Genomic DNA, 26,112 nt, shown 5'->3' with positions numbered 1-26,112 from the left:
CTAAGGGAAGTACACAGGCCGGGAGGAAAGTACGGACGGCCTGACATACCTCCTGGAAATCAAGAGTCATATCAGGCGTCATCAGCTCCGGAACGGAGCGGTTGGGAAAGGTGGAACGCCATCACCTTATCTATCCAGTGTAGAACAGATTATTATTTTGATGCAAACGGCAGTTCATGCGTCTGCGCATGGCAGCTGCAATTGGTTTCAAAATATAGGCCGGGAAGCGTGACGGAGTAAAACAGGGGCATTTCAGGAGGAAAAGGCAGGAAGAGGTTTGGCCATATATCAGCGGTTTTAAGCGCAACTTTTCGCGGTATGCAGAGCGCGCTGTTTTAAAGGTGTGCGTTTTCCTCTCCCGGCCCACAGCCAATTCTCACTTCCTTCGTGCCATGGCGCGCTCGGAAAATTGTGCTAATTTTTCTATGGGTAATAACAAGAGAGCAGGTTAATGAGCCAGGATGAAGAACGTGCGCAGTTAATCGGCTGCGCCATCGGTGCGGCAGTGGTCAGTTTGATAGCGGAAGGAACCGTAATAAATCGCGATAACATTGTTGATGAACTGCACCGGCAGGGAAAAACTATCGGCGACGGGCTGGGAAGCATAATAAGCTACGAAGCGGTTGAAATTGTGATGCGAGGACAATAAAAGCGGGCCCGGGCTGAAATTGCCGCCAGCATGATGCTACTGTGCTACGCGAATGTAAAAATGGAGTGAACATGGGAAATCAGACCAAAGACGAAGAGCTGTACCAGGAAATGTGTCGCGTTGTCGGCAAGGTGGTGCTGGAGATGCGCGATCTGGGCCAGGAACCCAAACATATCGTTATTGCTGGCGTATTGCGGACCTCGCTTGCCAATCAAAAAATCAAGCGCGCCGAATTAACGACCAAAGCGATGAGCACCGTGATAAACGCGCTGTCTGGCGATAAGTGAGTGGATAAATGACCCTGCCGGTCGAAGCTGCTAGAATGCGCGCCAGTCGCTGACCGACACCCCATTTATCGAGAGTATAATTGTGACCCCTTTTTCCACCCTAAACATTCTGCCTGCGGAACAACTCGCCAATCTTAACGAACTGGGCTATCACGCTATGACTCCGGTTCAGGCTGCTGCATTGCCCGCTATCCTCGCAGGGAAAGATGTCCGCGCTCAGGCGAAAACCGGCAGCGGTAAGACCGCGGCCTTCGGCCTGGGCCTGCTGCAACACATTGACGCCAGCCAGTTTATTACCCAGTCGCTGGTACTGTGCCCGACGCGCGAGCTGGCGGATCAGGTCGCTAAAGAGCTGCGCCGTCTGGCGCGCTATATGTCGAATATTAAAGTGCTGACGCTTTGCGGCGGGCAGCCGTTTGGCGCGCAGCGGGATTCTCTGACTCATGCGCCGCACATCATCGTGGCGACGCCGGGTCGTCTGCTCGATCACCTGAAAAAAGAGACTGTGAAGCTGGACGCGCTGCAAACGCTGGTGCTGGATGAAGCCGATCGTATGCTGGATATGGGCTTTGCCGACGCCATTGACGAAATCATCAGCCACGCGCCGGCCAGGCGCCAGACGCTGCTGTTTTCCGCCACCTGGCCGACGGCCATCGCCGCCATCAGCAAGCGAGTGCAGAACGATCCGCTGACTATCGAAATCGATTCTGTCGACGAACTTCCGTCCGTGGAACAGCAGTTCTACGAAGTCTCCCGCGGCGGCAAAATCGGCCTGCTGCAAAAGCTGCTTAGCAAGCATCAGCCTGCATCCTGCGTGGTGTTCTGCAACACCAAAAAAGATTGCCAGGCCGTATGCGACGCGCTGAGCGAAAGCAACCAAAGCGTGCTGGCGCTACATGGCGATATGGAACAGCGCGACCGCGACCAGACGCTGGTGCGTTTTGCCAACGGCAGCAGCCGCGTACTGGTGGCAACCGACGTCGCCGCGCGCGGGCTGGACATCAAAGCGCTGGAAATGGTGATTAACTACGAGCTGTCCTGGGATCCGGAAGTGCACGTTCACCGCATCGGGCGTACCGCGCGTGCGGGCGAGAGCGGCCTGGCAATCAGCTTCTGTGCGCCAGAAGAAGCGCAGCGCGCAAGCGTGCTGGCGGAGATGTTAAACCTTTCTTTAAACTGGCAGCAGGCGCCGACAGGCATCAGCATCAAACCGCTGGAAGCGGAAATGGCGACGCTGTGCATCGACGGCGGCAAAAAAGCCAAAATGCGTCCGGGCGATATTCTTGGCGCCATGACCGGCGATATGGGGCTGGATGGCGCGGATATCGGCAAAATAGACGTGCATCCCCTCCATGTCTACGTCGCCGTTCGCCAGTCCGTTGCCCGCCACGCCTGGAAGCAGCTGCAGCAGGGCAAAATCAAAGGCAAATCCGTTAAGGTTCGTTTGCTGAAGTAAACGTCGGGTGGCGCTTACGCTTACCCGACCTACAAAACGGTAGGGTGGATAGCGCTTACGCTTACCCGACCTACAAAATGACAGGGTGGATAGCGCTTACGCTTACCCGACCTACAAAACAGCAGGGTGGATAGCGCTTACGTCTACCCGACCTACAAAACGGCAGGGTGGATAGCGCTTACGCTTACCCGACCTACAAAATGGCAGGGTGGATAGCGCTTACGCTTACCCGACCTACAAAATGGCAGGGTGGATAGCGCTTACGCTTACCCGACCTACAAAATGGCAGGGTGGATAGCGCTTACGCTTACCCGACCTACAAAATGGCAGGGTGGATAGCGCTTACGTTTACTCGATCTGCAAAACAGTAGGGTGGATAAGCGTAAGCGCCATCCACCTGTTTCACGCAACAAATCCTAAGCCGCATCCGCCAGCACAAACATCCCGTACGGATGAATCTCCAGGTAATAATTATCCCCAACGTCCGGCTGCAGGCGCGTGGCGTTCACCTGCAACAGCAGCGCCTGGCCGTGCCATTCCACCGTCACTTCATACTGCGGTCCCATATAGGCGACATGGCGCACCACGCAGCGCTGGCTTTCCGCGCCGTGCTCGCTCAGCGTGATAGCTTCCGGGCGTACGCCTACCGTACCTTCCGCCTGCGATGTTGCCAGCTGCGGAGGACGCGGCAGGCGATAGCCGTGGATCTCCACATAATCGCTGCCGAAGCGCGCCGGGAAAATGTTGGCATCGCCCATGAAGCTCGCCATAAAGCGCGAGGCTGGCTGACGATAGAGCGTTTGCGGGCTGCCAATCTGCATAATCTCGCCCTTGTTCATCACCAGCACCGTATCCGATACCGCAAACGCCTCGCTCTGATCGTGGGTAACGTACAGCGACGTAATGTTGAACTGCTTTTGCAGCTCGCGGATTTTATCGCGCATGCTGCGCCTGAGGTTGGCGTCGAGGTTGCTGAGCGGCTCATCGAACAGCAGCACTTTCGGCTTGAGGATTAACGCCCGCGCCAGCGCCACGCGCTGCTGCTGGCCGCCGGAAATCTGATCGACGAAACGATCTTCAAAGCCCTCCAGATCGACCATCGCCAGCGCTTCTTTTACGCGGCTTTTAATTTCTGCCCGCGGCGTGCCCAGCATCTTCAGGCCGTAGCCGACGTTATCGCCAAGCGACATATGCGGAAACAGGGCGTAGGACTGAAACACCATGCAGATATCACGCTGCTGAATTGAGCGATGGGTAACATCTTCGCCATCAATCAGAATCTGCCCTTCGGTGGGCTTCTCCAGCCCGGCCACCAGGCGCAGCACCGTGGTCTTTCCGCAGCCGGACGGCCCGAGCAGGGTGACCATTTCGCCTTTGGGAATGGCGAGATTGATGCCGCCCAGGACGGTATTATTGCCAAACCGTTTCGTGACGCCGCGCAGTTCTACAAAATGAGGTTGTGTCATGGTTTACTCCGTAATCACGCGTTGGTTCTGGCTTTCGAGCGCGAAATGCGCGCCTCGCCGATCAGCCAGTCAAAAATGAAGATAATCGTCAGCATCACGACGATCAGAATCGAGCCATAGGCGATCGCCACGCCGTATTCGCCATCTTCCACACGGTTAAGAATGTAGGCCGTCGCCACGCGGGTATCCGGCGTCACAAGGAAGACAATGGCGCTGACCGTCGTAATGGCGCGTACAAAGCTGTAAATAAGCGCGGAAAGGATCGCCGGGCGCAGCAGCGGCAGCAGGATATTGATAATGGTGCGCATGGAACCGGCGCGCAGGCTCAGGGAGGCCTCATCCAGCGACTTATCAATCTGCCCAAGCCCTGCGATACCCGCGCGAATGCCAACCGGCACGTTACGCATGACCATCGACATAATCACGATGGCGGCGGTGCCCGTCAGGTAAACCGGCGCGCTGTTAAACGCGAGGATGTAGGAGACGCCCGCCACGGTGCCCGGCACCGCAAAGCACAGCATGGTGGTGAACTCGATGGTCTTTTTGCCGCGGAACTGCTGACGCACCACAATCCAGGCGATCAGCAGGCCGAAGAAAGCGGTGATCGGCGCGGCAATGCCCGCATAGAGCAGGGTATCGAGCAATGAAGGCCACGCGCCGTCGCTCATGCCCTGGCCGAACAGCTTGATAAAGTTATCCAGCGTCAGGGTGTAATCCACGCCCCAGTTCACCGTAAAGCTGCCGTAGAAAATGCTGCCGTAAAGCAGGGCGTTAAACGCGATCCAGACGGCCAGCAGCGCAATAACCGCCCATATCAGGGTAACCGGCAGCGGCTGCACGTCGCCACGGTTGGATTTACCGGAAACCGTCACGTAGGAGCGTTTGCCAATCCACATGTACTGAATGCAGAACACCAGCAGCGAGAACAGCAGCAGAAACGCGCCGAGCGTGCTGGCGGCCTGATAATCAAGCTGCGAGCCGGTGATGTAGAAGTAGATTTGCGTCGCGAGCACGTCGAAGTTGCCGCCCAGCACCAGCGGATTGCTGAAGTCCGCCAGCGACTGCACGATGACTATCAGAAAGGCGTTGGCCAGCGCCGGTTTTAACAGCGGCAGAAATACGTTTTTAAAGGTCTTCCAGCGCGTGGCGCGCAGCGTGTATGAAGCTTCTTCCAGCGACGGATGAATCGTTTTTATCGCGCCGTCGAGGATCATAAACGCCATGGGCGTAAAGGCCAGGACCTGCGCCAGCCAGATGCCGGTAAAACCGTACAGCCAGTTGGTGTTGCTCAGCCCGAACCATTTCACCATCAGCTCGGTGACATAGCCGGAGCGGCCCATCATCAGCGTGACGCCAAGGCCGACGACAAACGGCGGGGTCACGATAGGCAGAATGGAGAAGATACGGCCAATAATTGCGCTGCGTTTCGCAATACGCGTGGTGTAAATCGCCAGCACCAGGCCAAAGAAGGTGCAACCAATGCCCACGGCGATCGACAGGCCGATGGAGTTAATAATCACCTGCACAATATGCGCCTGGCCGAGCACCGCCATAAACGCCAGCGGCGCAAAATCTCCGCCGTCGGTAGTGAACATTGGGATAAAGATAGCGATGCTTGGCCAGACGATAAAGACGCTAATCAGCGCCACAATGGTCACCAGCGAGCCAATGACAAAGCGGTCGCCGCCCAGCCATTCAAGGCGGGCCAGGGCGAGGGTGATAATCATACCCAGCGCGATGAACAGCACAATGGTGGCGTAGCCCATGCCGCGCCCGGTTAGCGTCGCGCTAACCACCACAAACGCCATGCAGAATAAGGCCCAGCCAGCATCGAAATAGTGGCGCTGTTTTTTCTCCGGTCCCGGCTCATTGAACGGACGCAGCAGCAGCAAAGAAGGCAGGACATACCACAGCAGGCTGATATTTATTTCAGACCAGCCGTAGGCGGCGATTATCTCATCAAGGGTGGATTCAGAAAGGCCGTAATCCAGGCTCCAGCTCGGCAGCAGGGCAAAAGCCAGCCAGCACAGCGCTACCCACCAGATAATAGCGTCCCGCTTTTGCGGCGTACGCAAAAGTAAAGTTTCAGACATAAGTGCCTCATCGGCCAAAAGAAAAGAAGGGAGCAGGTGACGTGACGTTGTCACCTGCGGGTGGGTTAGTTACCCATCTTCACGTCGTTTACCCACTTACCGATAAGCGCTTTACGCATATCGGTCGCGCCGTATTTATCCATGTCGTAATTGATAAGCTTCAGATCGTCGAGCTTCAGGGACAGTGGCGAGGTTTCAGCGGTGGTATTGGTCAGGATCTGGTAGGACTTACCTTTCTTCCAGGAAAGCTCCTGCGCTTCTTTCGACAGCACCCAGTCAACGAACAGCTTAGCGTTATCGAGATTGCGCGCGCCTTTCAGAATGCTGACGCCGCCAATTTCATAGCCGGTGCCTTCGCAGGGCGAAATCAGCTCCAGCGGCGCGCCGTTCTCTTTTTCCAGCGAGTAATCGTGCAGGAAGCCAATGCCAATAGCCGTTTCGCCACGGGCGGCGTTACGCGCCGGGGCAATGCCGGATTTGGTGTACTGCGAAACGTTGCCGTTGAGTTTTTTCAGGTAATCAAACGCCTGATCTTCTCCCCACAGCTGGGCAAAGGTTGCAAGGGCGGTATAAGCCGTACCGGAACTTTGCGGATCGGCAATCTGAATTTCGCCTTTATAGACCGGGTTAGTCAGATCCTTCCAGCATTTTGGCACCGGCAGATTTTTCTCTTTCAGGCGTTGGGTATTCACGCCAAAACCGAGAATGCCGACGTAGACGGCAGAGGAGTAGTTCCCTTTGCGTTTAGCCGGATCGCGGAACTGCGGCATGATCTGCTCGAGGTTGGCCGATTTATAGGGCGTCAGCAGATCCATCTCGCCCGCCTGCGACTGCGGATCAAGCGTGCCGCCGTACCAGACGTCAGCCTGCGGGTTTCTCTTCTCGGCGTCTACTTTTGCAAGCGTGCTGCCGGAGCCGTTACGGATAAACGACGTTTTCACATCGTACTTTTCGCTAAACGCTTTGACTTCCGTTTCGCACATTTCGTTGGTGGCGCTGCAGTAGACCACCAGACGGCCTTTCGCCTGGGCGGCGCCAGACAGCGTTGCCAGCGCGACGCCTGCGGCAACCAGAGAAGAGAGCACGGTCAGTTTCATATTATTATCCTAAGTGTCCTGAGGTAAGGTGATAGCCGGCTCCATGGCCCCAATACTCCTGTCCTGCGCGCTGATGCCCGCAATTAACAGCGGCATCAGCAAAAATCCAATCAGCGCGGCGGCGATGGTCAGCAGCACAAACATCCCCGACCAGCCGTAACGCTCAATCACCTGCGACAGCGGCCAGCCCGCCAGCGCTGCGCCTAAATAGGCAAATAAGCCCAGAAAACCGGTTACCGCGCCCGCGGCCTGTTTGTGGCTGCACTCCACCGCCGCGAGGCCGATCAGCATCTGCGGACCGAACACGAAGAAGCCGCTGGCAAAAAAGCACATCGCCAGCAGCGCATAATGGTGCACCGGCGAGAGCCAGAGGGCGGCAACGGAGATAAACAGCCCCAGGGCAAACAGCAAAATCATCGGCGCGCGCTGGCCGCGAAACAGCAAATCCGATCCCCAGCCGGCAAACAGCGCCCCGAACAGTCCACCCATTTCAAACAGCATCACCGTGGCGTTGGCGCTGAGTAAGTTCACGCCGTGGCTTTCCGCCAGCCAGATGTTGCCCCAGTCGTTCAGCGCGATACGGATCAGGTAAACCAGCACGTAGCTTGCGCCGAGCAGCCAGATCATCGGGTTTTGCAGCACCGTGCTGCGAAACATCTGCCACAGCGGCATCGCGGGGCTAAGCTGCGCCTGGCGCATCTCCAGCGGATCGTGCCGCCAGACGCCCACCGGCGGCAGGCCTCCTTCTTCCGGCGTGCCGGTTAAGCGGCGGCATAGCCAGATACCCGTCACGATGCCGATAACGCCCGGCACCAGCAGCGCCGCCTGCCAGCCAAACCACAGCGCCATCAGCGCGGAAATCATCGGCACCGCGGCGCCGCCCAGGTTAATGGAGGTGTTCCAGCATCCCCACCAGAAGCCGCGTTCGTTGCGCGAATACCAGTGCGTCAGCAATCTTGCGCAGGGCGGCCATCCCCAGCCCTGGAAAAAGCCGTTCAGCGTCCAGATAATCAGCAGCATCGTCAGGTTGCCGCCAAAGGCGAACAGGATATTCAGCACGCCGGTCGCCAGCAGGCCCACGCCCATAAACCAGCGCTCTCCGCGTCTGTCATGCCAGAGCCCTGCGGCAAACTTCGACAGGCCATACGAAAGGTAAAACAGCGTCCCCATCAGGCCGATATCGCTCTTGCTCAACCCAAGATCGACCTGCATCGCCGGAAGAACAAAGCTCACGCTTTTACGCGTCAGATAAAAAGCGGCGTAACCCACCACCATCGAAAACAGCAAACGCGGACGCCAGTAACGATAATCACGACCAATGGCCTGCTCAGAAATCATGGGATCCCTCCGGGTTGAAAAGACTATAGAAAACGGCGGCAGAAAGGGGATGAGACAAGGTTTTAGGCAACTAAGACTTTTTCCTGGTTATCCCTGATTTTGTTGGAAAAGTGTGGGCAGGTTAACAATTACGCGCGTGCCGGAGCGGCCTTCGAGCGTTAATTCGCCGCCTAAAGCGCGGATGCGTTCCCCGATGCCCTGTAGCCCGAAGCCGGTATTAAGATCGCCGTTAAAGCCGACGCCGTCGTCCTTTACCTCAAGCCTTACGCCGCGCGGCTGTAAAGTAAGGGAGATATCGACGCGGCTTGCCTCCGCGTGCTTGCAGATATTGTTCAGCAGCTCCTGCACCAGGCGATAAAGCGTGAATACCACGGTATCGCTGACGGGTTGGCCGGGAAGATCGTAAGTAAAACGGCAGACGATGCCGCGCTCGGCGAAAGCAAACTCCTGCACCAGGTGATGCAGCGCCTTCTCAAGGGACATCTCATCAAGCACGGGAGGACGGAGCTGGCGCAGCAGCTGTCGGGTGGAGTGGTGAATACGCTGGGCAAGCTGGCCGATCTGTTCGGCGGCAAGCGTTGCCGCATCGCCGCTGGCGGTACGCTTCACCAGCATCGCCTGGATCTGGATCGCGGTGATGTTCTGACCTATCTCATCATGCAGCTCGCGGGCGAGATCCTTACGCGTATCTTCTTCGGCATGCACCAGCTTCTCCATCAGCTCGCGCCGGGCCTGTAGCTCAACCTCCAGCCGCTGGCGATAACGATGAAGATTGTTAGCCAGATGCTGCTGACGGCTGATGGCAATCCCCAGGCCGATACCGAGCAGCGCCTGGGTCGATAAAAACAGCTCCATCTCCATCAGCCCGTTAAAGCCGGTGCCGATTTGTCGGGCGATAGTGATCATCATGCTGCCAAGCAGCGCCGCCAGCACGCCGCCCTGCCAGCCAAACTTATAGGCCATCACGACGTTCGGCAGAAACACCACGATCAGCAGCAGCCGCTCAATTTCCGGCGACAGCACCATCTGCGCGCCAACGCCGATAATAAAAAACAGGCTGCACCAGATAAGCAGCGAAGTACGCAGCGGCGGATTCGGCGTTTCCTGCGCCAGCAGGCTTTCCAGATGCTGCTGGCGCAGGTATTCATAAATCAGATACACAAAGGGCGTCAGCAGAACTCCGCCGGTAAACGCGGCCAGTAAAATTTGCGAAGCGGAGCTTGCCAGAAAGGGCGTCAGCATCAGTGTATGCAGCAGCGCGTCGCCGGCAATTGCCGCCATCAACAGAGAAAGCCGCTGCCAGTAAAGCGTGAAGCGATGCCAGTAACGCTGCACGAGCAGCGCGGGGATGGCGCTGATAAACGGCGAAAGCAGCATTACCGGCTCGGTCATCAACTGCTGCTGCCACAGCCAGCCCAGCAGCCCGATAACCGATACGAACAGAGCAGGCCAGTAACGACGATGCAGCAGGATCAGGAGCGCGAGGTGCACGCCCTGCGGCAAAAGCAGGGTGGCCTGCTGGCCGTTACTGGTGAGATAAAAACTGATGGTCCACAGCGCCTGCCAGCCAAGCCCCCAGGCAAAGACGATAAACAGCGACAGCAGCAGATGACGCCAGGAACGCCCCATTTAGTGCCCGGTCAGCAGCTGATGGTCGAGGGCGAAATGCACCAGTTCGATAGTGCTTTCACATTGCAGCTTGCCGAGGATATTGGCCCGATGCACATGCACCGTTTTATGGCTTAGCCTGAGCAGCCCGGCGATATGTTTGACGCTTTCGCCTTTTACAAGCAGATCAAAGACTTCACGCTCGCGAGGCGTTAAGCCTGCAAGCGCTTTTGCAGGTTTTCCCGCATGGCGCAATGCCCGCAGCGCCTCGGCGCATAAATAATGGCCGCCCATGCCGACGGTACGCACGGCCTGTACCAGCTCTTCAGGACCGCAGCTTTTTGTGAGATAGCCGCTGGCGCCGGCATCCAGCGCGCTTTGCACAAAGGCGGTGGTATCGTAAATGCTCAGAATAATGGCGCGAAAGCCCGGATGCTGCTGGCGCAGGCGTTTAAGCAGGCTAAGGCCGTTTTCGTCAGGCATGGCGACGTCGAGCACGGCGACGTCCGGGGGATTTTTGCTAAGCGCAGCCCAGGCCTCGGCGGCGGAACTGTGCTGTCCGACAACCTGAATATCCGTTTCCAGGCTCAACAGCTGGGCAAAACCGGAACGCACCACAACGTGGTCATCAACTAAAGCAACGGCAATCATCGGGGGGCTCATGCAAAGGGACCTGGCGACATGATGCGTGCGAATAAATTCTTCGCAACGGCAACGTTGGGAATATGTAACGGGAGTAGCAAAAAGAACTCTCATCCTGGCCTTCTCCCAGGAAGGGAGAAGGGGAAAGGCGCAGGGACGATACCGATTAATTCCTGCTTCTCTTTAAGGGTATGCTCAATCAATTCCCTCTCCCTTATGAGAGATATTCTCGAGCGGTTCTGGAGGATGTCCGGTCAATTCCCTCTCCCATTTGGGGAGAGGATCAGGGCAAGGGGAAATTACTCGCTGCTCGTTTTTTCCGCTTTACCGGCCATCTGCGCCAGGAAATCGTAACGCTTTTGCAGATCTTCGGCGGCGTCTTTCCACAGCTGTTCGGCAACGTCCGGCTGCTGCGAGTTCAGGCGACGGAAGCGCTGCTCTTTTACCAGCGTATCGGCCAGCGCATCCGACGGCGGACGGGAATCCAGCGCCAGCGGCAGCTTGCCTTCATCCGCACGGCGTGGATCGAAGCGGTACAGCGGCCAGAAGCCGGTTGCGGTAAGCTGGCGCATCTGATCGTGGCTTAGCGCCAGATCGTAACCGTGCTCTTCGCAGGGGCTGTAGGCGATTATCAGCGACGGACCCGGATAGGCCTCCGCTTCCTGAATCGCTTTCACCGTCTGGTTTAGCTGCGCGCCAAGAGAAATCTGCGCCACATAAACGTGCCCGTACATCATCATGCTCACGCCGAGATCTTTGCGCGCTTTACGCTTGCCGTGCTCGCCAAACTTGGTTACCGCGCCCAGCGGGGTGGCTTTCGATGCCTGGCCGCCGGTATTGGAATAACACTGCGTATCCAGCACCAGAATGTTGACGTTTTCAGTCAGGCTCAGCACGTGATCGAGGCCGCCAAAGCCGATGTCATAGGCCCAGCCGTCGCCGCCAATCAGCCAGATGGATTTTTCAACCAGCGCATCCGCATCGATCGATAGCTGGCGGGCATCCGCGTCATCCACGCCAGCCAGATGCTGACGCAAGGCGGCAACCTGTTCGCGGCGCGCTTCCGGCGTGGCTTCGGCGTGCAGCTGCTCGTTAAGCTCTGCCGGCAGCCGATCCGCATACTTCTCCAGCAGGCGCGTCACGCGCACGCGGTGCTGGTCAACCGTCAGTCGGAAGCCCAGGCCAAACTCGGCGTTATCTTCAAACAGCGAGTTTGCCCATGCCGGACCGCGCCCGTTGGCATCGGTGGTGTACGGCGTGGAAGGGAGGTTGCCGCCGTAAATTGACGAACATCCCGTGGCGTTGGCGATTAGCAGACGGTCGCCATACAGCTGGGTCAGCAGCTTGATATAAGGCGTTTCGCCGCAGCCGGAGCAGGCGCCGGAGTATTCAAACAGCGGGGTCAGCAGCTGAGAAGTTCGGATATCGATGCGTTCCAGGCTGGTGCGATCCATTTCCGGCATGCTGAGGAAGAAATCGTAGTTCTCTTTTTCTTCTTCTACGTGCTCAAGGCGCGACATCATATTGATGGCCTTGATTTCCGGGTTCTGGCGGTCTTTCGCCGGGCAGACCTCAACGCAGAGGTTACAGCCGGTGCAGTCTTCCGGCGCGACCTGCAGAACGTATTTCTGGCCGCGCATATCACGGGATTTCACATCCAGCGACTGCAGCGCGGCAGGAGCAGATTCCATCACCTCCGGCTGAACCACTTTGGCGCGAATCGCCGAGTGCGGGCAGGCTGCGACGCAGTGGTTGCACTGGGTGCAGATCTCCGGCTTCCAGATGGGGATCTCTTCGGCGATGTTGCGTTTTTCCCACTGCGTGGTGCCCATCGGCCAGGTGCCGTCCGGCGGCAGGGCGGAGACGGGCAGCGCGTCGCCAAGACCGGCAAGCATGGCGGCGGTCACGGTTTTCACAAAATCTGGTGCGGCGTCGGAAACCACCGGCGGGCGCATCGGGCTGCTTTCGAAGACCGGCTGCAGCGCCACCTCAGCCAGCAGCTCACGGGACAGCGCTAACGCCTGCCAGTTACGTTCAACCAGCTCCTGGCCTTTGCTGCTGTAGCTTCTGGCAATCGCTCCCTGCAATTCAGCCAGCGCGCTGTCGCCCGGCAGAATGTTGGTGAGATGGAAAAACGCCATCTGCATAACGGTATTGATGCGCGCGCCAAGCTGGCATTCGCGGGCGATTTTCGCCGCGTTGACCACGAAGAAACGCGCCTTTTTCTGCCTGAGCACCGCCTGAACTTCCTGCGGCAGACGATGCCAGACCTCATCCGCGCCGTAGGGCGTGTTGAGCAGGAAAATACCGCCCGGCTTCAGGCGTTCGGCCATCTGGTATTTATCGATAAACTGTAGCTGGTGGCAGCCGACAAAATCTGCTTTATCAATCAGATAGGTTGAGTTTATCGGGTGCTCGCTGACGCGCAGGTGCGAAACCGTCAGCCCGCCCGCCTTTTTCGAGTCATAAACGAAATAGCCCTGGGTGAAGAACGGCGTGGCGTTACCGATTATTTTGATATTGTTTTTGGTCGCCGAGACGCTGCCGTCGCTGCCAAGCCCATAGAACAAGGCCTCGAGCTTCGCGCGAGAAGGCAGGGTGTTTTCCGGCAGCGGCAGCGAAAGGTTGGTCACGTCGTCGTAAATACCCACGGTAAAGCGCGGGCGCGGCTTCGCTTCTTGTAGCTCGTTAAACACCGCCAGCACGCAGTCCGGGCCAAATTCTTTGGAAGAAAGGCCGTAGCGCCCGCCGATTACGCGCGGCAGCGTTTCACGTTCGCCACGGTTAAAAGCTTCGGCCAGGGACGTCATTACGTCCAGATAAAGAGGTTCAGCCAGCGCGCCGGGCTCTTTGGTTCTGTCCAGCACGGCAATCTGGCGCGCGCTTTGCGGTAAGGCTTCCAGCAGATGGTCGGCAGAGAACGGGCGGAACAGACGGACTTTCAGCACGCCGACTTTTTCGCCGCGGGTCAGCAGCTCATCGACAACTTCTTCGCAGGTGCCGATGGCGGAGCCCATCAGAATAATCACGCGCCCGGCCTGCGGATGACCGTAATATTCGAACGGGCGATACCGGCGGCCGGTAACTTTCGCAAAGCTCTCCATCGCCTGCTCGACATGTTCGTAAACCGCGTTGTACCACGGGTTGGTGGCTTCACGGGACTGGAAGTAAGTATCCGGGTTGGCGGAGGTACCGCGAATGACGGGATGCTCAGGATTCAGCGCGCGGGCGCGATGTGCATCAATTTCTTTTTGCGGCAGTAATTCAAGGAGGGTGCTGTCCGCCAGCGGGACGATTTTATTGATCTCGTGGGAAGTGCGGAAACCGTCGAAGAAATGAATAAAAGGCACGCGGCTCTTTAACGTTGCGATATGCGCAATCAGCGCAAAATCCTGCGCTTCCTGAACGCTGCTGGCGCACAGCATGGCGCAGCCGGTCTGGCGAATCGCCATCACGTCCGAGTGGTCGCCAAAAATTGAAAGCGCGTGCGTAGCCACGGTACGGGCGGCCACGTGCAGCACAAACGGCGTTAGCTGCCCGGCCAGTTTGTAAAGCGTGGGGATCATCAGCAGCAAACCCTGCGATGAAGTAAATGAGGTGGAAAGGGCGCCGGTTTGCAGCGCGCCGTGCACGGTGGCGATGGCTCCGGCTTCCGACTGCATCTCTACAACGCGCGGCGTATCTCCCCAGACGTTCCTGCGGCCGTCGCCGGACCAGGCATCGGCCTGCTCCGCCATCGTTGAGCTGGGCGTAATCGGGTAGATGGCAATAACCTCGCTTACGCGAAACGCCACGGAGGCGACTGCACCGTTGCCGTCGATAGTGATCATAAAAGTGACCCTTAAAAAGCGCTAAAAAAGAGGCTCGCATTACGTCGGCGGCCCTGAATAATGCCTTAAGTTTAGCAAAGGCCGGAAAGCGCGATTTTCGCTTTTGTGTGCTGGCCGCTGGCCGCGTAAAGGGGGAACAGGTGGGAATTATCTGAAGTTTTATGCCAAACAGTGAGCCGCTTTGCAAAAACAAACACTTTTTCTTGCCCGTTGCTCTCGACGCAGCGCGGGCATGACGCTTATGATTCTTAGGTTTTGCAATATTCAGGGGGAGAAGAGTAATGCGCGCTGCGTTTTTAGCCGGCTATGCCGCTTTGTTGTTATCAACAACGCTGTTATCAGCATGTAGTAATGAACCGCCTCAACAGGCCACCGCCGCTCACGTAGCGCCGGGGATGCGTGCTGCGATGTCAAATCAGGGGCAGGCGAGCTGTGCGATGATTGGCGGGACGCTGAGCGTTGCGCGTCAGCTTGACGGGTCGGCGGTCGGGATGTGCGCCATGCCCAACGGCAAACGCTGCAGTGAAAACGCGCTTGCCGCCGGAACCTGCGGAACCTACTAGTCTTAGTTGACCAAATCGGCCAGCTTATAGACTAAAGTATGCTGGCTGTTATTCAGCGTGAGCTGCTGCTGTGCAAGGCCAACCTGCGCGCCGCCGGTCAGCAGATTGTTGATCGTGCGATCCAGTTCGTTAAGCTGCGGTTCGGCGCACAGCATCATGGTCATTCCCAGGCCTTTCGCCTTCAGGATATTATCGGCAAGCGTTGCCTGGCCCATAAAGCGGTTACACATGCTGCCTGCAATATGCATATTTTCCCCGAAGCTCAGCTCCGGCATACGCTTTATCCCGGTCAGAGGCTTGCCGTCCACGCTTTGTAAAACATAGCGGTGATGCTGCAGATCCTGCGCGGTAACCGTTCCCTTATCACCAGATTGCGCGCAGCCGGCCAGCACCGTTGCTGCCAGCAGCAGCGAAGTTAATTTCTTCATCTCTTCTCCCTAAGTTACTTATTTCATCAATGAGTTGGCGCTACTTTGGCAAAAAGTACGCCAGGCTGCAGTAAGGATAATCTTAAATTATAGCCGACAGTCGCCGCAGGCCTTAAACCTGGTTGGCGCAAGGTTCGCCGTTTTCAAGCTGGCGCAAATTCTCAAGCGTCGTTTCGGAAATGCTGGTTAATGCTTCGGCCGTCAGAAACGCCTGGTGTCCGGTAAACAGCACGTTGTGGCAGGCGGACAGGCGGCGGAATACGTCATCCTGAATCACGTCGTTAGACTTATCTTCAAAGAACAGATCGCGTTCGTTTTCGTACACGTCCATGCCCAGCGCGCCGATTTTCTGCGTCTTCAGCGCTTCGATAGCCGCCTGCGAATCGATTAACCCGCCGCGGCTGGTATTAACGATCATCACGCCGTCTTTCATCTGGCTAAAGGCGGTGCGGTTGAGCAGATGGTAGTTTTCCGGCGTCAGCGGACAGTGCAGGGAAATGACGTCCGCGTGCGAGAAGAGCGTCGGCAAATCGACATATTCCACGCCCATTTCCAGCGCCGCCGCGGCTGGATAAGGATCGAATGCCAGCAGGCGCATACCAAAACCTTTCAGAATACGCAGCGCCGCCAGGCCAATTTTACCGGTGCCGACAACGCCTGCGGTTTTACCGAACATGGTAAAACCTGTTAACCCTTCCAGCGAGAAGTTGGCATCACGGGTGCGCTGATAGGCCCGGTGAATACGCCGATTCAGGCACATCATCAGCCCGACGGCATGCTCGGCCACCGCTTCCGGAGAATAGGCCGGTACGCGCACCACGGCCAGGCCCAGCTCTTTCGCCGCCTCTAAATCCACATTGTTGAAACCCGCGCAGCGCAGGGCAATAAACTTCACGCCCTGTTTTTTCAGCTCTTCGAGCACCGGACGACTGCCGTCGTCATTAACGAAAAGACAGGCGCCGTCGCAGCCGTGGGCGGTTTTGGCGGTTTTCTCCGTTAACAGGAAGTCATAAAATTCGATATCAAAGCCATATTCCTGGTTAACATTCTCCAGATACTTTTTATCGTACTGTTTTGTGCTGTACACGGCCAGTTTCATAAGTCTTTTCTCCAGAATGAGTTAACGTAAAATTATCATGCTTAAAATTTTCTTACAATTATTAAAAATAAGTTTTAACAAGCGGCGCAGGCCCGTCCGGTATCGCTCATCTAAGCTTAGACGATGGCGTCGACTTCACGCCCGGCCCGAATCATGACAGAATCATGGCATATTTCGGCATAAATTGTCGCTGAATCAGGATATTAACCGCCCATGAAGGGTAAATATAAAGCCATTATTGCCCTGGCACTGACGCTTATCTTGCTCCCGCTGACGCTGCTGTTGACCATCGCCTACTGGCTGCCGACGCTTGCCGGCATCTGGCTTCCGCAGGGGACGCGAATTGCCATGGAGGCCAGCCCGCGCCTGAGCCGCGGGGCGATTATCATTCCCGATCTGCGCTATCTGGCCGGGGAGTGCGAACTGGCCAACCTGAAAAGCGCCAGGCTCAGTCATCCGAGCCGCTGGCGACTGCATGTGAACGAACTCACCCTTAACCCCGACTGCATCAGTAAAATTCCTGCCGATGATTCCAGCCCCGCCGCGCCGCGCACGCTTGCCCAATGGCAGTCCATGCTGCCCTATACGCTGCTGACCATTGATAAAGTGAACGTTACGCCCTGGCAGCAGTTTGCCGGTGGATTGCGCGTCTCGCTGACGCCGACGCAACAGGAGGTGCGCTATTCCGGGCCGCTGCTAACCATTGAGGCAGAGCTGAAAGGCCAGACGCTTGAGCTACAGAAGCTGAAAATTAGCGCATTCGAAGGGATGGACCCCGTTGAGCTGGCCGGTACATTTACGCTTGCGCTGGTGCCGAACGGTTTGCCGGAACAGGGGCACATAACCACCGCGCTGCGCATTCCGCAGGCGTCTGAGCCTGTCAACGCCGTGCTTGACTGGCATGAAGATCAGGGCGCTTTAACGCTGCGCAAACCAGGCGGCGGCGAAACGTTGCTCTCGTTGCCCTGGACCATCAGCCAGAAGATCTTCGAAATCAACGGCGGGCAGTGGTACTGGCCGTATCAGGGATTTCCGCTGCGTGGCGGCATCGCCCTGCGCGTGGATGACTGGCAGCAGGGGCTGGAAAACGCGACGTTTAGCGGGCGCATGAACGTGGTGACGCAGGGTCGCGCCGGCAAGGGCAACGCGGTGCTGAACATCGGACCGGGCAAGCTGAGCATGACAAACAGCGCCTTGCCGCTACAGCTGACAGGCGAAGCCAAGCAGGACGAGCTCGTCTTCTATGCGGTACTGCCCGGCGAGTTGAGCGGCGCCCTGAGCGATCCACAGCTGCTGTTCAGGCCAGGCGCGCTGCTGCGCTCCCGGGGCCGGGTGATTGATTCGCTGGATATCGACGAAATCCGCTGGCCGCTGGCGGGCGTGCGTCTCACGCAGCAGGGCGTGGACGGGCGTCTGCAGGCTATTATTCGCGCTCACGAAAATGAGATGGGCAACCTGGTCTTACACCTTGACGGCAAAGCCGAAAATTTCCTCCCGGACGCCGGGCTGTGGCGATGGCGCTATTGGGGCAACGGCGCGTTCACGCCGATGAACGCCCGCTGGGATATGAGCGGCAAAGGCGAGTGGCGCGACGCTATTATTGCGCTGACCTCACTCTCAACGGGATTCGACAAGCTGCAGTACGGTTCAATGCTGATGGACAAGCCGCGTCTGACGCTGGAAAAACCTGTGCGCTGGCAGCGCGCGGCGGAACATCCTTCTTTTACCGGCGCTCTGTCGCTGGATGCGGGCAGCACAACGTTTACCGGCGGCAGCGTCTTACCTGCCTCAACGCTAAAATTTAGCGTCAGCGGCGAAGATCCTTCTTCTTTTCAGTTTAAGGGCGAGCTCCATGCCGGAAAAATTGGCCCGGTGCGCGTGCTGGGCCGCTGGGATGGCGAACGCCTGCGCGGTAACGCCTGGTGGCCGGAACAGACGTTAACCGTTTTCCAGCCGCTTATCCCGCCGGAGTGGAAGATGGATCTGAAAGATGGCAGCCTTTATGCGCAAATCGCCTTTTCCGCCGCGAGCGGTCAAGGCTTCGAAGCCGGCGGGCACGGCGTGGTGAAGGGCGGGAGCGTATGGCTGCCGGATAACCAGATCAACGGCGTCGACTTTGTTCTGCCGTTTCGCTTTAGCGAGTCGACATGGCATCTGGGCACGCATGGTCCGGTAACCTTACGTATCGGCGAAGTGAAAAATCAGGTGACCGCGCAAAACGTTACCGCCGATCTTGAAGGCTGGTATCCGTGGAGCGACACGCGGCCGTTGACCCTAAGCAACGTTAGCCTTGATATCCTGGGCGGCAAAATACTCATGCAGCAGCTCCGTATGCCGCAGCGGGACGCCGCGCTGCTTCGGCTACAGAATATTTCCTCGAGCGAGTTGATTACGGCAATCAATCCCAAACAGTTTACCATGTCCGGACGCGTTACCGGCGCGCTGCCTTTGTGGCTTAACCATCCGCAATGGATTATCAAAGATGGCTGGCTCACCAACCCGGGCCCGCTGACGTTTCGTATGGATAAAGACATGGCCGACGCCATCGTCGCCAATAATATGGCGGCGGGCGCGGCCATAACCTGGCTGCGCTACATGGAAATTTCGCATTCATGGACGAAAATCAACCTGGATAATCTGGGCGTGGTGTCAATGAGCGCAAGCGTGACGGGGATAAGCCGCGTGGAAGGCAAGAAAAACACCGTTAAGCTTAACTATACCCACCAGGAAAACCTGTTTACGCTGTGGCGTAGTTTACGCTTTGGCGACAATTTACAGGCCTGGCTGGAACAGCACGCCGCGCTGCCGGATGCGCGCTGCCAGAGAACCGGCACAGCATGTGAGGAAAGAGAATGAGAATTTTTATCGCCGCAGGGCTGGCGGCCGGAACGCTGCTGCTTTCGGGCTGTACGCCGCGCATTGAAGTAGCCGCGCCGAAAGAGCCCATTACCATCAACATGAACGTGAAAATCGAGCATGAAATTCACATCAAGGTGGATAAGGATGTGGAAAATCTGCTCAAAAGCCGCAGCGACCTGTTCTGATGAGGGGCGACTAATGAAAACCGTAATCAAAGGCGCGCTGCTTTCCGCCCTGCTGATCAGCCAGCCGCTATGGGCCATAACCCTGAACGAGGCGCGTCAGCAGGGGCTGGTAGGGGAAACGCTCAGCGGCTACATCGCGCCCGTCAGGCAGGATAAGGAAACGCTGGCGCTGGTGAAAAGCATCAACGAGGCAAGGGCGTCGCATTATCAGCAGCTGGCCGACAGCAATAACATTTCCGTGGATGAGGTCGCGAAGCTTGCCGGACAAAAGCTGGTGACGCGTGCGCCGCCGGGAGAGTATGTGCGCGGTATCAACGGAAGGTGGATGAAAAAATAACCGGGCCCACGCTGATATCGCAAGCGTGGGCGCCTTACTTTACTCTTCGCTAAACCAGTCGCTGTTTTCCTGGCGGATCAGCAGAATCGACTGGCTAATCTCATGCAGATGGCGGTGCATGGCCTGATCCACGCCATCCTCGTCGTGCTTCCTGAGCGCTTCAAAAATAGCGTAGTGCTGCGCCAGCAGCATGTCCGGCGGCGAAACATGGTCGAGACTCATGTAGCGCACGCGGTCCATCGTCGCTTTGATGTTTTCAATGGTATCCCAGGCCAGGCGGCAATCGGCCACCAGCGCCAGCTGTTCATGAAACTCATCGTCGAGCTGGAAAAAATCATCCAGCTGGTTACGTTCAATGGCAACGCGCTGCTGATTTAAAAGCTGCTCAAGCATATACAGGTGGCTTTCGGTCGCCATGCTTGCGGCCCGCTTCACCACGGCGCGCTCAATGGCCTCGCGAATAAAACAGCCGTTCTTCACGTGGCTGACGGAAATCTTATTCACGTACGTGCCGCGCTGGGGACGAATCTGTACCAGCCCCGTTTCCGCAAGCTTAATAAAAGCTTCCCGCACGGGCTGACGGGAAACGTCAAAACGCACGGATACTTCTTTTTCAGAAAGCGGGGTGCCGGGCGGAATCAGACAGCGAACGATGTCGCGACGCAGAATACGATAAATTTGCTGGTTAACGGGCAGCGAAGGATTGAGAACCGAAGATGAAGGCATGTCGTTATTTCTTATTTAGAAAACCTATGCAAATTTAACACTTATTTGCGAAATCTCCCATACCCGGACAGCGCGCCGGGCAGGGAAGGGCCGTTATTCTTCGCGGTATACGCTAAGCCCGGCGAAGGTCTGGCTCACCGGCATCATTTCAAGCGTATTGATATTGACGTGTTTTGGCAGCGTCGCCACCCACCAGACGGCTTCCGTGACGTCTTCCGGCGTCAGCGCATTGGCGTTTTCGTAGGTTTTATCCGCCTTTCCGTCGTCGCCTTTAAAGCGCACGTTGGAAAACTCGGTGCCGCCTACCAGGCCCGGTTCGATATCGGTCACGCGAACGGCCGTTTTATGCAGGTCGGTACGCAAATTGAGGCTGAACTGGCGTACAAATGCCTTGGTCGCGCCATAAACGTTGCCACCGGCATACGGCCAGCTTCCGGCGGTAGAGCCGATATTGATGATGTGCCCGCGGTTGCGTTCCACCATGCCCGGCAGGACGGCGCGGGTCATATATACCAGGCCCTTATTATTGGTGTCGATCATCGTTTCCCAGTCGTCCGGGTCCGCCTTATGCGCCGGCTCCATTCCCAGCGCCAGGCCTGCGTTATTCACCAGAATATCAATCTCACGCCATTCGGCCGGCAGCTGTTCCATTGCCTGCTCAATAGCCGCGCGGTCACGGACATCCAGCTGGAGCGTCAGAATGCTGTCGCCCAGCTCATTTTTCAGCTCCTGCAGGCGCGCCTGACGACGGCCGGTCGCAATCACTTTATGGCCATTGTCGATAAAACGACGGGTGATGCTCTCGCCAAAGCCAGCGGTGGCGCCGGTTACCATAATAATCATGTCACTGTTCCTCAACGCTTTTACGTCGTCATACCTTAGCATGCCGCAAAGGACTTGCGATAACTGAAGTTGTAAGAGCCGCGCCGTACGCTTCTGGTGCGGCGGTACTGCGAAACTGCCGCTTCCGGGTGCGACAAGCGCAGCGTATTTCCCGGTCGGCCCCAGGGCAATCCTTTGCCTCCAGACGGCAAACAGGCGCTTTGTTTGTTAATCTCTTAACGCTTAACGTTAAATCAAAGGCTGGCATTAACGTTGCTATAACTAAATAACTTCTTCTGAATTTATACAGGTACTGCGATGGTGGTTAATTATACGCAAGCGTTACGCGGGCAGTTCTTCGATATCACACAGCCTGGCGCATCGGCGGAAAATCTGGCGGCCAGCGCCCGCCATATTGCCGACGGCCTGCTGTTTCTGAACGGGGGCGTCATTGCTGCGCTCTTACCCTGGGAAGAAGGGCAGCAGCAGCTGCGTAACGCAAAGGATTATCTCGACTATCGCGGCAGGCTCATTCTCCCCGGCTTTGTGGACTGCCATATTCACTATCCGCAGACGGAAATGATGGGCGCCTATAGCGAACAGCTTCTCGACTGGCTGCAAACCTATACCTTTCCGGTGGAAAGCCAGTTCGTCAGCCACGATTACGCCGTTCGGATGTCGGACTTTTTTCTCAGCCAGCTGCTCAGCAACGGCACTACCAGCGCGCTGGTGTTTGGCACCGTGCACCCGCAGTCTGTAGACGCGCTGTTTAACGCGGCGGAACAACTCGGCATGCGAATCATTGCCGGAAAGGTAATGATGGACAGAAACGCGCCGGATTACCTGACCGAAACGCCGGAGCAAAGTTACCGGCAAACCCGTGAGCTGATTTTGCGCTGGCATAAACGCGGCCGCCTGAATTACGCCTTAACACCGCGCTTTGCGCCGACCTCCACGCCGGAACTGCTGGCCGTCGTACAACAGCTGCGGGAAGAGTTCCCGGATATCTGGGTGCATACCCACCTGAGCGAAAACAGCGACGAAGTGGAGTGGGTGAAAGCGATGTGGCCCGAGCACGACAGCTACCTGGACGTTTATCATCACTATCGGCTTACCGGTAGACGCAGCGTATTTGCCCACGGCGTGCACCTGCAGGACTGCGAGTGGGATTGCCTGCATCGCACCAGCTCCTCGCTGGCTTTTTGCCCGACGTCTAACCTGTTTTTAGGCAGCGGCCTGTTTAATCTCAAACGCTGCCGGCAGAAGGGTGTCCACATGGGGATCGGCACCGATATTGGAGCGGGAACGACCTTCAATATGCTGCAAACCCTGGCCGAAGCGTACAAAGTCGCGCAGCTGCAAAACTACCGTTTATGCGCCAGCGAAGCTTTCTATCACGCCACGCTGGGCGGCGCGCACGCGCTGGATCTGGACGCAAAAATTGGTAATTTCCAGGCCGGAAAGGAGGCGGATTTTGTGGTGATTGATCCCGCCGTGACGCCGCTGCAAAAGCTGCGCTACGCCAACAGCAGCGATATCTACGAAAAATTGTTTGTGCTGATGATGCTCGGAGACGACCGCAATATCCGGGAAACGTGGGTGAACGGTAAACGCGTCTGGCCGTACGATCCGCTTCCGGCTTAAGTAAAAAGCGCCCGAATACCGCCACGCGCTAAAAGGAGAGCCTCCCGCTGAAATCGCCGTGGCGATTGCGACAGAGATTATTGCCGTGTATCAGGGGGCGGCATAAGCTATAAAAGAACACTTTTCTTATTCGGGAGTGCAGCATGCAAACGGAAAACCCGTTTTATCACGTCAGCTTATTGCCGTATCAGGCCCCGCGCTTCGATGAAATCAATGACGCCCATTATCGTCCGGCGTTTGATGAAGCAAAGCGCCGCAAACTCGGCGAAGTGGCGCTTATTACTCAGAATCTCGACGCGCCAACGTTTGAAAACACGTTCCTTGCGCTGGAGCAAACCGGGCAAATGCTCTCCCGCGTCACCAGCGTCTTTTTTGCCATGACGGCGGCGCACACCAACGATTATCTGCAGCAGCTTGATGAAGAGTTTGCCAGTGAACTGGCAGAGCTTAACGATGAAATTCGGCTGAACGACGCGCTTTTTGCGCGTATCGATGCAGTTTACCAGCAGCGCAACACGCTGGATCTTGACGCCGAATCCCTGCGCCTGGCGGAGGTTGTCTGGCAACAGTTCAAGCTTGCGGGCGCCACCTTAAACGACCAACAGAAGGCTCGCCTGAAGCAGCTTAATAAAGAAGCGGCTCAGCTAAGCAGCCAGTTTAATCATCGCCTGCATGCAGCAGGCAAAGCAGGCGGGTTAGTGCTGGATCATGCTTATCAGCTTGAGGGCTTAAGCAGCAGCGAAATCGCCGCGGCTAAACAGGCCGCAGCGGATAAGGGCCTTGCGGATAGCTGGTTGATTCCGCTGCTGAACTTTACCCAGCAGCCCGCGCTGCAATCGCTGGCCGACCGCCAGACGCGTGAAAATCTGTTTAAAGCAGGCTGGGAGCGCACGCAGAAAAACGATGGCAACGATACGCGTGCCATCGTGGCAAGGCTTGCAGCTTTACGTGCCGAACAGGCACAGCTGTTAGGGTTTAAGAATTACGCGGCCTGGAAAATCGCCGATCAGATGGCGAAAACGCCGGAGGCCGCCCTTACTTTTATGCGCAACATCGTGCCTGCGGCAACCGCCCGCGCGCAGCGCGAGCTGGGCGATATTCAGCAGGTTATCGACGAGCAGCAGGGCGGATTCGAGGCGCAAGTCTGGGACTGGGCATTTTATGCCGAGCAGGTTCGGCGTGCGAAATACGATCTCGATGAAGCGCAGATCAAGCCTTACTTTGAGCTTAACAGCGTGCTGGAAAACGGCATGTTTTGGGCTGCGAGCAAACTGTTTGGCCTGAGTTTTAGCGAGCGTTTTGATATTCCGACTTATCACCCGGACGTGCGCGTGTGGGAGATCTTCGATAAAGACGGACGAGGCATGGCGCTTTTCTACGGCGATTATTTCGCCCGCGACAGCAAAGGCGGCGGCGCCTGGATGGGAAACTTTGTCGAGCAATCAACCCTGTTTGCAAACGATCCCGTTATTTACAACGTCTGCAACTATGTAAAACCGGCGGAGGGAGAACCCGCGCTGATTTCGTGGGATGACGTGGTGACGCTGTTCCATGAGTTTGGCCATACTCTGCACGGCCTGTTTGCCACGCAGCGTTACGCCACGCTTTCCGGCACCAATACGCCGCGCGATTTCGTTGAGTTCCCGTCGCAGATCAACGAACACTGGGCGCGCCAGCCGGAAGTCTTCGCCAACTATGCCCGTCACTACCAGACAGGCGAACCGATGCCGGAGCAGCTGCGCGAAAAACTTTTCACGGCAGCCCAGTTTAATAAAGGCTACGACATGACGGAGCTGCTCGCCGCCGCATTGCTGGATATGAACTGGCACAGCCTGCAGCCGGGAGCAGAGGTGGCCGACGTGGCGCAGTTCGAAACCACCGCGCTGGAAAAAGAGAAGATTAATCTGCCGCAGGTGCCTCCTCGTTACCGCAGCAGTTACTTCGCGCATATTTTTGGCGGCGGCTACGCGGCGGGCTATTACGCCTATATCTGGACGCAAATGCTGGCCGACGACGGCTATCAGTGGTTTGTGGAGCAGGGCGGATTAACCCCGCAAAACGGACAGAAATTCCGCGAGGCGATTTTATCGCGAGGAAACAGCAGCGATCTGGCCCAGCTTTACCGTGACTGGCGCGGACACGATCCTTACAGCGAACCGATGCTGAAAAATCGTGGGTTAAGCGAGTAATTATTAAGGGTGATGCTGGTCAGAAACATTAAATGTACATCCTGAGCGCCATCACCCTGAATGTAATAACGCGGGTCAGTTTATTCTGTCGTGCCAGCGCATTCCTTATATCTATTACCTGCTCCATTAATATTTACAAGCTCAAGTATGTGCGCACTTTTATTTTATACGATAGGGAATGAGTCACTGAAAAACATAAAATCTATATTTCGCGACTCTTGTCACGGAATAAAAATTTGATTCTCCCTCCTTAATGCGAGTATTCTTTAGACAGGATGCTTAGTACCTATAAAGAATTGTTAACTTTTCTTGCGCAGGGTTTAGCAAGCCGTGTACAAGCGTTATCTGGCGAGAGTAAAAACTGCTCATGAAGCTGTATCAGAACTTATCCGCTGGCTCACTGGCAACAATACTTATAATATTCCTTAATATTTAAAAGTGATAGCATCTGATGAGTAAGAACATTCTGGAGCGTGGGATAGTATTTATTTATAAGGGACGAGGCATGAATAACTATATAGTTTTTATTAAAGACAAAGAATCAAAAGTGGTCATAGCGGATCAGGTAACACGTGCGCTTACCAGCGAACTGAAAAGCAAGGGCTTTGCTAAATATCCTCATATAATAGAAGCGGATAATGAAAAAGATGCTGTGCAGAAATTAAATAAAGAGGGTAAGGAACATCTTAATGCCCTGTCTGAATACTCCGGAAATGTCTTCTTCTACTGTGCCGTTTTAGTTGTCGGTTTAGTTATAGCGTTTATCCTCTCACGCTGAGCCGTCATGCCGGCGG

21 protein-coding genes and 1 riboswitch are annotated in these 26,112 nt (G+C 56.5%); of the genes, 10 read left to right on the top strand and 11 right to left on the bottom strand.

Going from position 1 to position 26,112, the window contains the following annotated elements; all coding sequences use genetic code 11:
- Nucleotides 1–65: 65 nt before the first annotated feature.
- Nucleotides 66–135, bottom strand: a riboswitch (Fluoride riboswitch).
- Between the two features lie 316 nt (nucleotides 136–451).
- From WLO31_RS10310 to dbpA, 3 genes are all read left to right on the top strand, one after another.
- A complete protein-coding gene (locus WLO31_RS10310; RefSeq protein ID WP_435930373.1) occupies nucleotides 452–649 on the top strand; it encodes a hypothetical protein in 198 nt (65 codons plus the stop codon).
- Nucleotides 650–720: 71 nt separating this feature from the next.
- Nucleotides 721–936, top strand: coding sequence for a fumarate hydratase FumD (fumD, locus tag WLO31_RS10305; protein WP_435930372.1), 216 nt, complete (start codon nucleotides 721–723; stop codon nucleotides 934–936).
- An 82-nt stretch (nucleotides 937–1,018) separates the two neighbouring features.
- Nucleotides 1,019–2,392 carry an ATP-dependent RNA helicase DbpA gene (gene dbpA / locus WLO31_RS10300; RefSeq protein ID WP_435930371.1) on the top strand — a complete coding sequence of 458 codons (1,374 nt, stop codon included), beginning with the start codon at nucleotides 1,019–1,021 and terminating at the stop codon, nucleotides 2,390–2,392.
- A gap of 416 nt (nucleotides 2,393–2,808) precedes the next feature.
- Here the strand turns inward: dbpA and fbpC are convergent, their stop codons facing one another.
- From fbpC to nifJ, 7 genes are all read right to left on the bottom strand, one after another.
- Nucleotides 2,809–3,858, bottom strand: a complete 1,050-nt coding sequence (gene fbpC, locus WLO31_RS10295) for a ferric ABC transporter ATP-binding protein (protein WP_435930370.1) — start codon at nucleotides 3,856–3,858, stop codon at nucleotides 2,809–2,811.
- A gap of 14 nt (nucleotides 3,859–3,872) precedes the next feature.
- The gene (locus WLO31_RS10290) at nucleotides 3,873–5,951 is read right to left on the bottom strand and encodes an ABC transporter permease (protein WP_435930369.1); all 2,079 of its coding nucleotides are present in this window, start codon (nucleotides 5,949–5,951) and stop codon (nucleotides 3,873–3,875) included.
- Between the two features lie 65 nt (nucleotides 5,952–6,016).
- Nucleotides 6,017–7,048: an ABC transporter substrate-binding protein gene (locus WLO31_RS10285; protein WP_435930368.1), complete on the bottom strand. Its 1,032-nt coding sequence runs from the start codon at nucleotides 7,046–7,048 to the stop codon at nucleotides 6,017–6,019.
- A 9-nt stretch (nucleotides 7,049–7,057) separates the two neighbouring features.
- On the bottom strand, nucleotides 7,058–8,386 hold the full coding sequence (uhpC, locus tag WLO31_RS10280; protein WP_435930367.1) for an MFS transporter family glucose-6-phosphate receptor UhpC: 1,329 nt from the start codon (nucleotides 8,384–8,386) through the stop codon (nucleotides 7,058–7,060).
- An 87-nt stretch (nucleotides 8,387–8,473) separates the two neighbouring features.
- Entirely contained in the window at nucleotides 8,474–10,015 is a 1,542-nt protein-coding gene (locus WLO31_RS10275) for an MASE1 domain-containing sensor histidine kinase (protein WP_435930365.1), read from the bottom strand.
- On the bottom strand, nucleotides 10,016–10,645 hold the full coding sequence (locus WLO31_RS10270) for a response regulator (RefSeq protein WP_435930584.1): 630 nt from the start codon (nucleotides 10,643–10,645) through the stop codon (nucleotides 10,016–10,018).
- Nucleotides 10,646–10,935: 290 nt separating this feature from the next.
- Nucleotides 10,936–14,466, bottom strand: coding sequence for a pyruvate:ferredoxin (flavodoxin) oxidoreductase (gene nifJ, locus WLO31_RS10265; RefSeq protein ID WP_435930363.1), 3,531 nt, complete (start codon nucleotides 14,464–14,466; stop codon nucleotides 10,936–10,938).
- A 281-nt stretch (nucleotides 14,467–14,747) separates the two neighbouring features.
- On the opposite strand from nifJ, the gene WLO31_RS10260 reads away from it, so the two are divergent.
- Nucleotides 14,748–15,029 carry a putative hemolysin gene (locus WLO31_RS10260; RefSeq protein ID WP_435930361.1) on the top strand — a complete coding sequence of 94 codons (282 nt, stop codon included), beginning with the start codon at nucleotides 14,748–14,750 and terminating at the stop codon, nucleotides 15,027–15,029.
- Nucleotides 15,030–15,031: 2 nt separating this feature from the next.
- On the opposite strand, the gene hslJ is transcribed toward WLO31_RS10260, so the two are convergent.
- On the bottom strand, nucleotides 15,032–15,457 hold the full coding sequence (gene hslJ, locus WLO31_RS10255) for a heat shock protein HslJ (protein WP_435930360.1): 426 nt from the start codon (nucleotides 15,455–15,457) through the stop codon (nucleotides 15,032–15,034).
- A 112-nt stretch (nucleotides 15,458–15,569) separates the two neighbouring features.
- Nucleotides 15,570–16,556, bottom strand: a complete 987-nt coding sequence (locus tag WLO31_RS10250) for a 2-hydroxyacid dehydrogenase (protein WP_435930358.1) — start codon at nucleotides 16,554–16,556, stop codon at nucleotides 15,570–15,572.
- A gap of 213 nt (nucleotides 16,557–16,769) precedes the next feature.
- Between WLO31_RS10250 and WLO31_RS10245 the strand changes: the two genes are divergently transcribed.
- From WLO31_RS10245 to WLO31_RS10235, 3 genes are read left to right on the top strand one after another with little or no spacing between them, the layout of a single operon-like run.
- Nucleotides 16,770–19,412: a YdbH family protein gene (locus WLO31_RS10245; protein WP_435930357.1), complete on the top strand. Its 2,643-nt coding sequence runs from the start codon at nucleotides 16,770–16,772 to the stop codon at nucleotides 19,410–19,412.
- Nucleotides 19,409–19,600: a YnbE family lipoprotein gene (locus tag WLO31_RS10240; protein WP_435930356.1), complete on the top strand. Its 192-nt coding sequence runs from the start codon at nucleotides 19,409–19,411 to the stop codon at nucleotides 19,598–19,600. The genes WLO31_RS10245 and WLO31_RS10240 overlap by 4 nt, the downstream gene beginning before the upstream one ends.
- Nucleotides 19,601–19,613: 13 nt before the next feature.
- Nucleotides 19,614–19,937 (top strand): YdbL family protein, encoded by a 324-nt coding sequence (locus WLO31_RS10235; RefSeq protein WP_435930354.1) that lies wholly within the window; start codon nucleotides 19,614–19,616, stop codon nucleotides 19,935–19,937.
- 39 nt (nucleotides 19,938–19,976) lie between these two features.
- Here WLO31_RS10235 and WLO31_RS10230 read toward each other — a convergent pair whose 3' ends face one another.
- Both WLO31_RS10230 and ydfG read right to left on the bottom strand, forming a co-directional pair.
- Nucleotides 19,977–20,663: a GntR family transcriptional regulator gene (locus tag WLO31_RS10230; RefSeq protein ID WP_435930352.1), complete on the bottom strand. Its 687-nt coding sequence runs from the start codon at nucleotides 20,661–20,663 to the stop codon at nucleotides 19,977–19,979.
- 93 nt (nucleotides 20,664–20,756) lie between these two features.
- The gene (ydfG, locus tag WLO31_RS10225; RefSeq protein WP_435930351.1) at nucleotides 20,757–21,506 is read right to left on the bottom strand and encodes a bifunctional NADP-dependent 3-hydroxy acid dehydrogenase/3-hydroxypropionate dehydrogenase YdfG; all 750 of its coding nucleotides are present in this window, start codon (nucleotides 21,504–21,506) and stop codon (nucleotides 20,757–20,759) included.
- A 297-nt stretch (nucleotides 21,507–21,803) separates the two neighbouring features.
- Between ydfG and guaD the strand changes: the two genes are divergently transcribed.
- From guaD to WLO31_RS10210, 3 genes are all read left to right on the top strand, one after another.
- On the top strand, nucleotides 21,804–23,129 hold the full coding sequence (guaD, locus tag WLO31_RS10220; protein WP_435930350.1) for a guanine deaminase: 1,326 nt from the start codon (nucleotides 21,804–21,806) through the stop codon (nucleotides 23,127–23,129).
- Between the two features lie 143 nt (nucleotides 23,130–23,272).
- Entirely contained in the window at nucleotides 23,273–25,318 is a 2,046-nt protein-coding gene (gene dcp / locus WLO31_RS10215) for a peptidyl-dipeptidase Dcp (RefSeq protein ID WP_435930348.1), read from the top strand.
- 505 nt (nucleotides 25,319–25,823) lie between these two features.
- On the top strand, nucleotides 25,824–26,096 hold the full coding sequence (locus WLO31_RS10210; RefSeq protein ID WP_435930347.1) for a hypothetical protein: 273 nt from the start codon (nucleotides 25,824–25,826) through the stop codon (nucleotides 26,094–26,096).
- Nucleotides 26,097–26,112: the final 16 nt, after the last annotated feature.

The sequence above is a fragment of the Dryocola sharpae genome (assembly GCF_051307055.1).
Lineage (GTDB): Bacteria > Pseudomonadota > Gammaproteobacteria > Enterobacterales > Enterobacteriaceae > Dryocola.
Note: the sequence above shows the minus strand (reverse complement) of the source record. Positions and strands in the feature narration are given on the sequence as shown.

Excerpts from the sequence above, each read along its gene's own strand:
- WLO31_RS10310 (WP_435930373.1), top strand. The coding sequence starts at position 452 with ATGAGCCAGGATGAAGAACGTGCGCAGTTAATCGGCTGCGCCATCGGT.
- fumD (WP_435930372.1), top strand. The coding sequence starts at position 721 with ATGGGAAATCAGACCAAAGACGAAGAGCTGTACCAGGAAATGTGTCGC.
- fbpC (WP_435930370.1), bottom strand. The coding sequence starts at position 3,858 with ATGACACAACCTCATTTTGTAGAACTGCGCGGCGTCACGAAACGGTTT.
- WLO31_RS10290 (WP_435930369.1), bottom strand. The coding sequence starts at position 5,951 with ATGTCTGAAACTTTACTTTTGCGTACGCCGCAAAAGCGGGACGCTATT.
- WLO31_RS10285 (WP_435930368.1), bottom strand. The coding sequence starts at position 7,048 with ATGAAACTGACCGTGCTCTCTTCTCTGGTTGCCGCAGGCGTCGCGCTG.
- uhpC (WP_435930367.1), bottom strand. The coding sequence starts at position 8,386 with ATGATTTCTGAGCAGGCCATTGGTCGTGATTATCGTTACTGGCGTCCG.
- WLO31_RS10275 (WP_435930365.1), bottom strand. The coding sequence starts at position 10,015 with ATGGGGCGTTCCTGGCGTCATCTGCTGCTGTCGCTGTTTATCGTCTTT.
- WLO31_RS10270 (WP_435930584.1), bottom strand. The coding sequence starts at position 10,645 with ATGATTGCCGTTGCTTTAGTTGATGACCACGTTGTGGTGCGTTCCGGT.
- nifJ (WP_435930363.1), bottom strand. The coding sequence starts at position 14,466 with ATGATCACTATCGACGGCAACGGTGCAGTCGCCTCCGTGGCGTTTCGC.
- WLO31_RS10260 (WP_435930361.1), top strand. The coding sequence starts at position 14,748 with ATGCGCGCTGCGTTTTTAGCCGGCTATGCCGCTTTGTTGTTATCAACA.
- hslJ (WP_435930360.1), bottom strand. The coding sequence starts at position 15,457 with ATGAAGAAATTAACTTCGCTGCTGCTGGCAGCAACGGTGCTGGCCGGC.
- WLO31_RS10250 (WP_435930358.1), bottom strand. The coding sequence starts at position 16,556 with ATGAAACTGGCCGTGTACAGCACAAAACAGTACGATAAAAAGTATCTG.
- WLO31_RS10245 (WP_435930357.1), top strand. The coding sequence starts at position 16,770 with ATGAAGGGTAAATATAAAGCCATTATTGCCCTGGCACTGACGCTTATC.
- WLO31_RS10240 (WP_435930356.1), top strand. The coding sequence starts at position 19,409 with ATGAGAATTTTTATCGCCGCAGGGCTGGCGGCCGGAACGCTGCTGCTT.
- WLO31_RS10235 (WP_435930354.1), top strand. The coding sequence starts at position 19,614 with ATGAAAACCGTAATCAAAGGCGCGCTGCTTTCCGCCCTGCTGATCAGC.
- WLO31_RS10230 (WP_435930352.1), bottom strand. The coding sequence starts at position 20,663 with ATGCCTTCATCTTCGGTTCTCAATCCTTCGCTGCCCGTTAACCAGCAA.
- ydfG (WP_435930351.1), bottom strand. The coding sequence starts at position 21,506 with ATGATTATTATGGTAACCGGCGCCACCGCTGGCTTTGGCGAGAGCATC.
- guaD (WP_435930350.1), top strand. The coding sequence starts at position 21,804 with ATGGTGGTTAATTATACGCAAGCGTTACGCGGGCAGTTCTTCGATATC.
- dcp (WP_435930348.1), top strand. The coding sequence starts at position 23,273 with ATGCAAACGGAAAACCCGTTTTATCACGTCAGCTTATTGCCGTATCAG.
- WLO31_RS10210 (WP_435930347.1), top strand. The coding sequence starts at position 25,824 with ATGAATAACTATATAGTTTTTATTAAAGACAAAGAATCAAAAGTGGTC.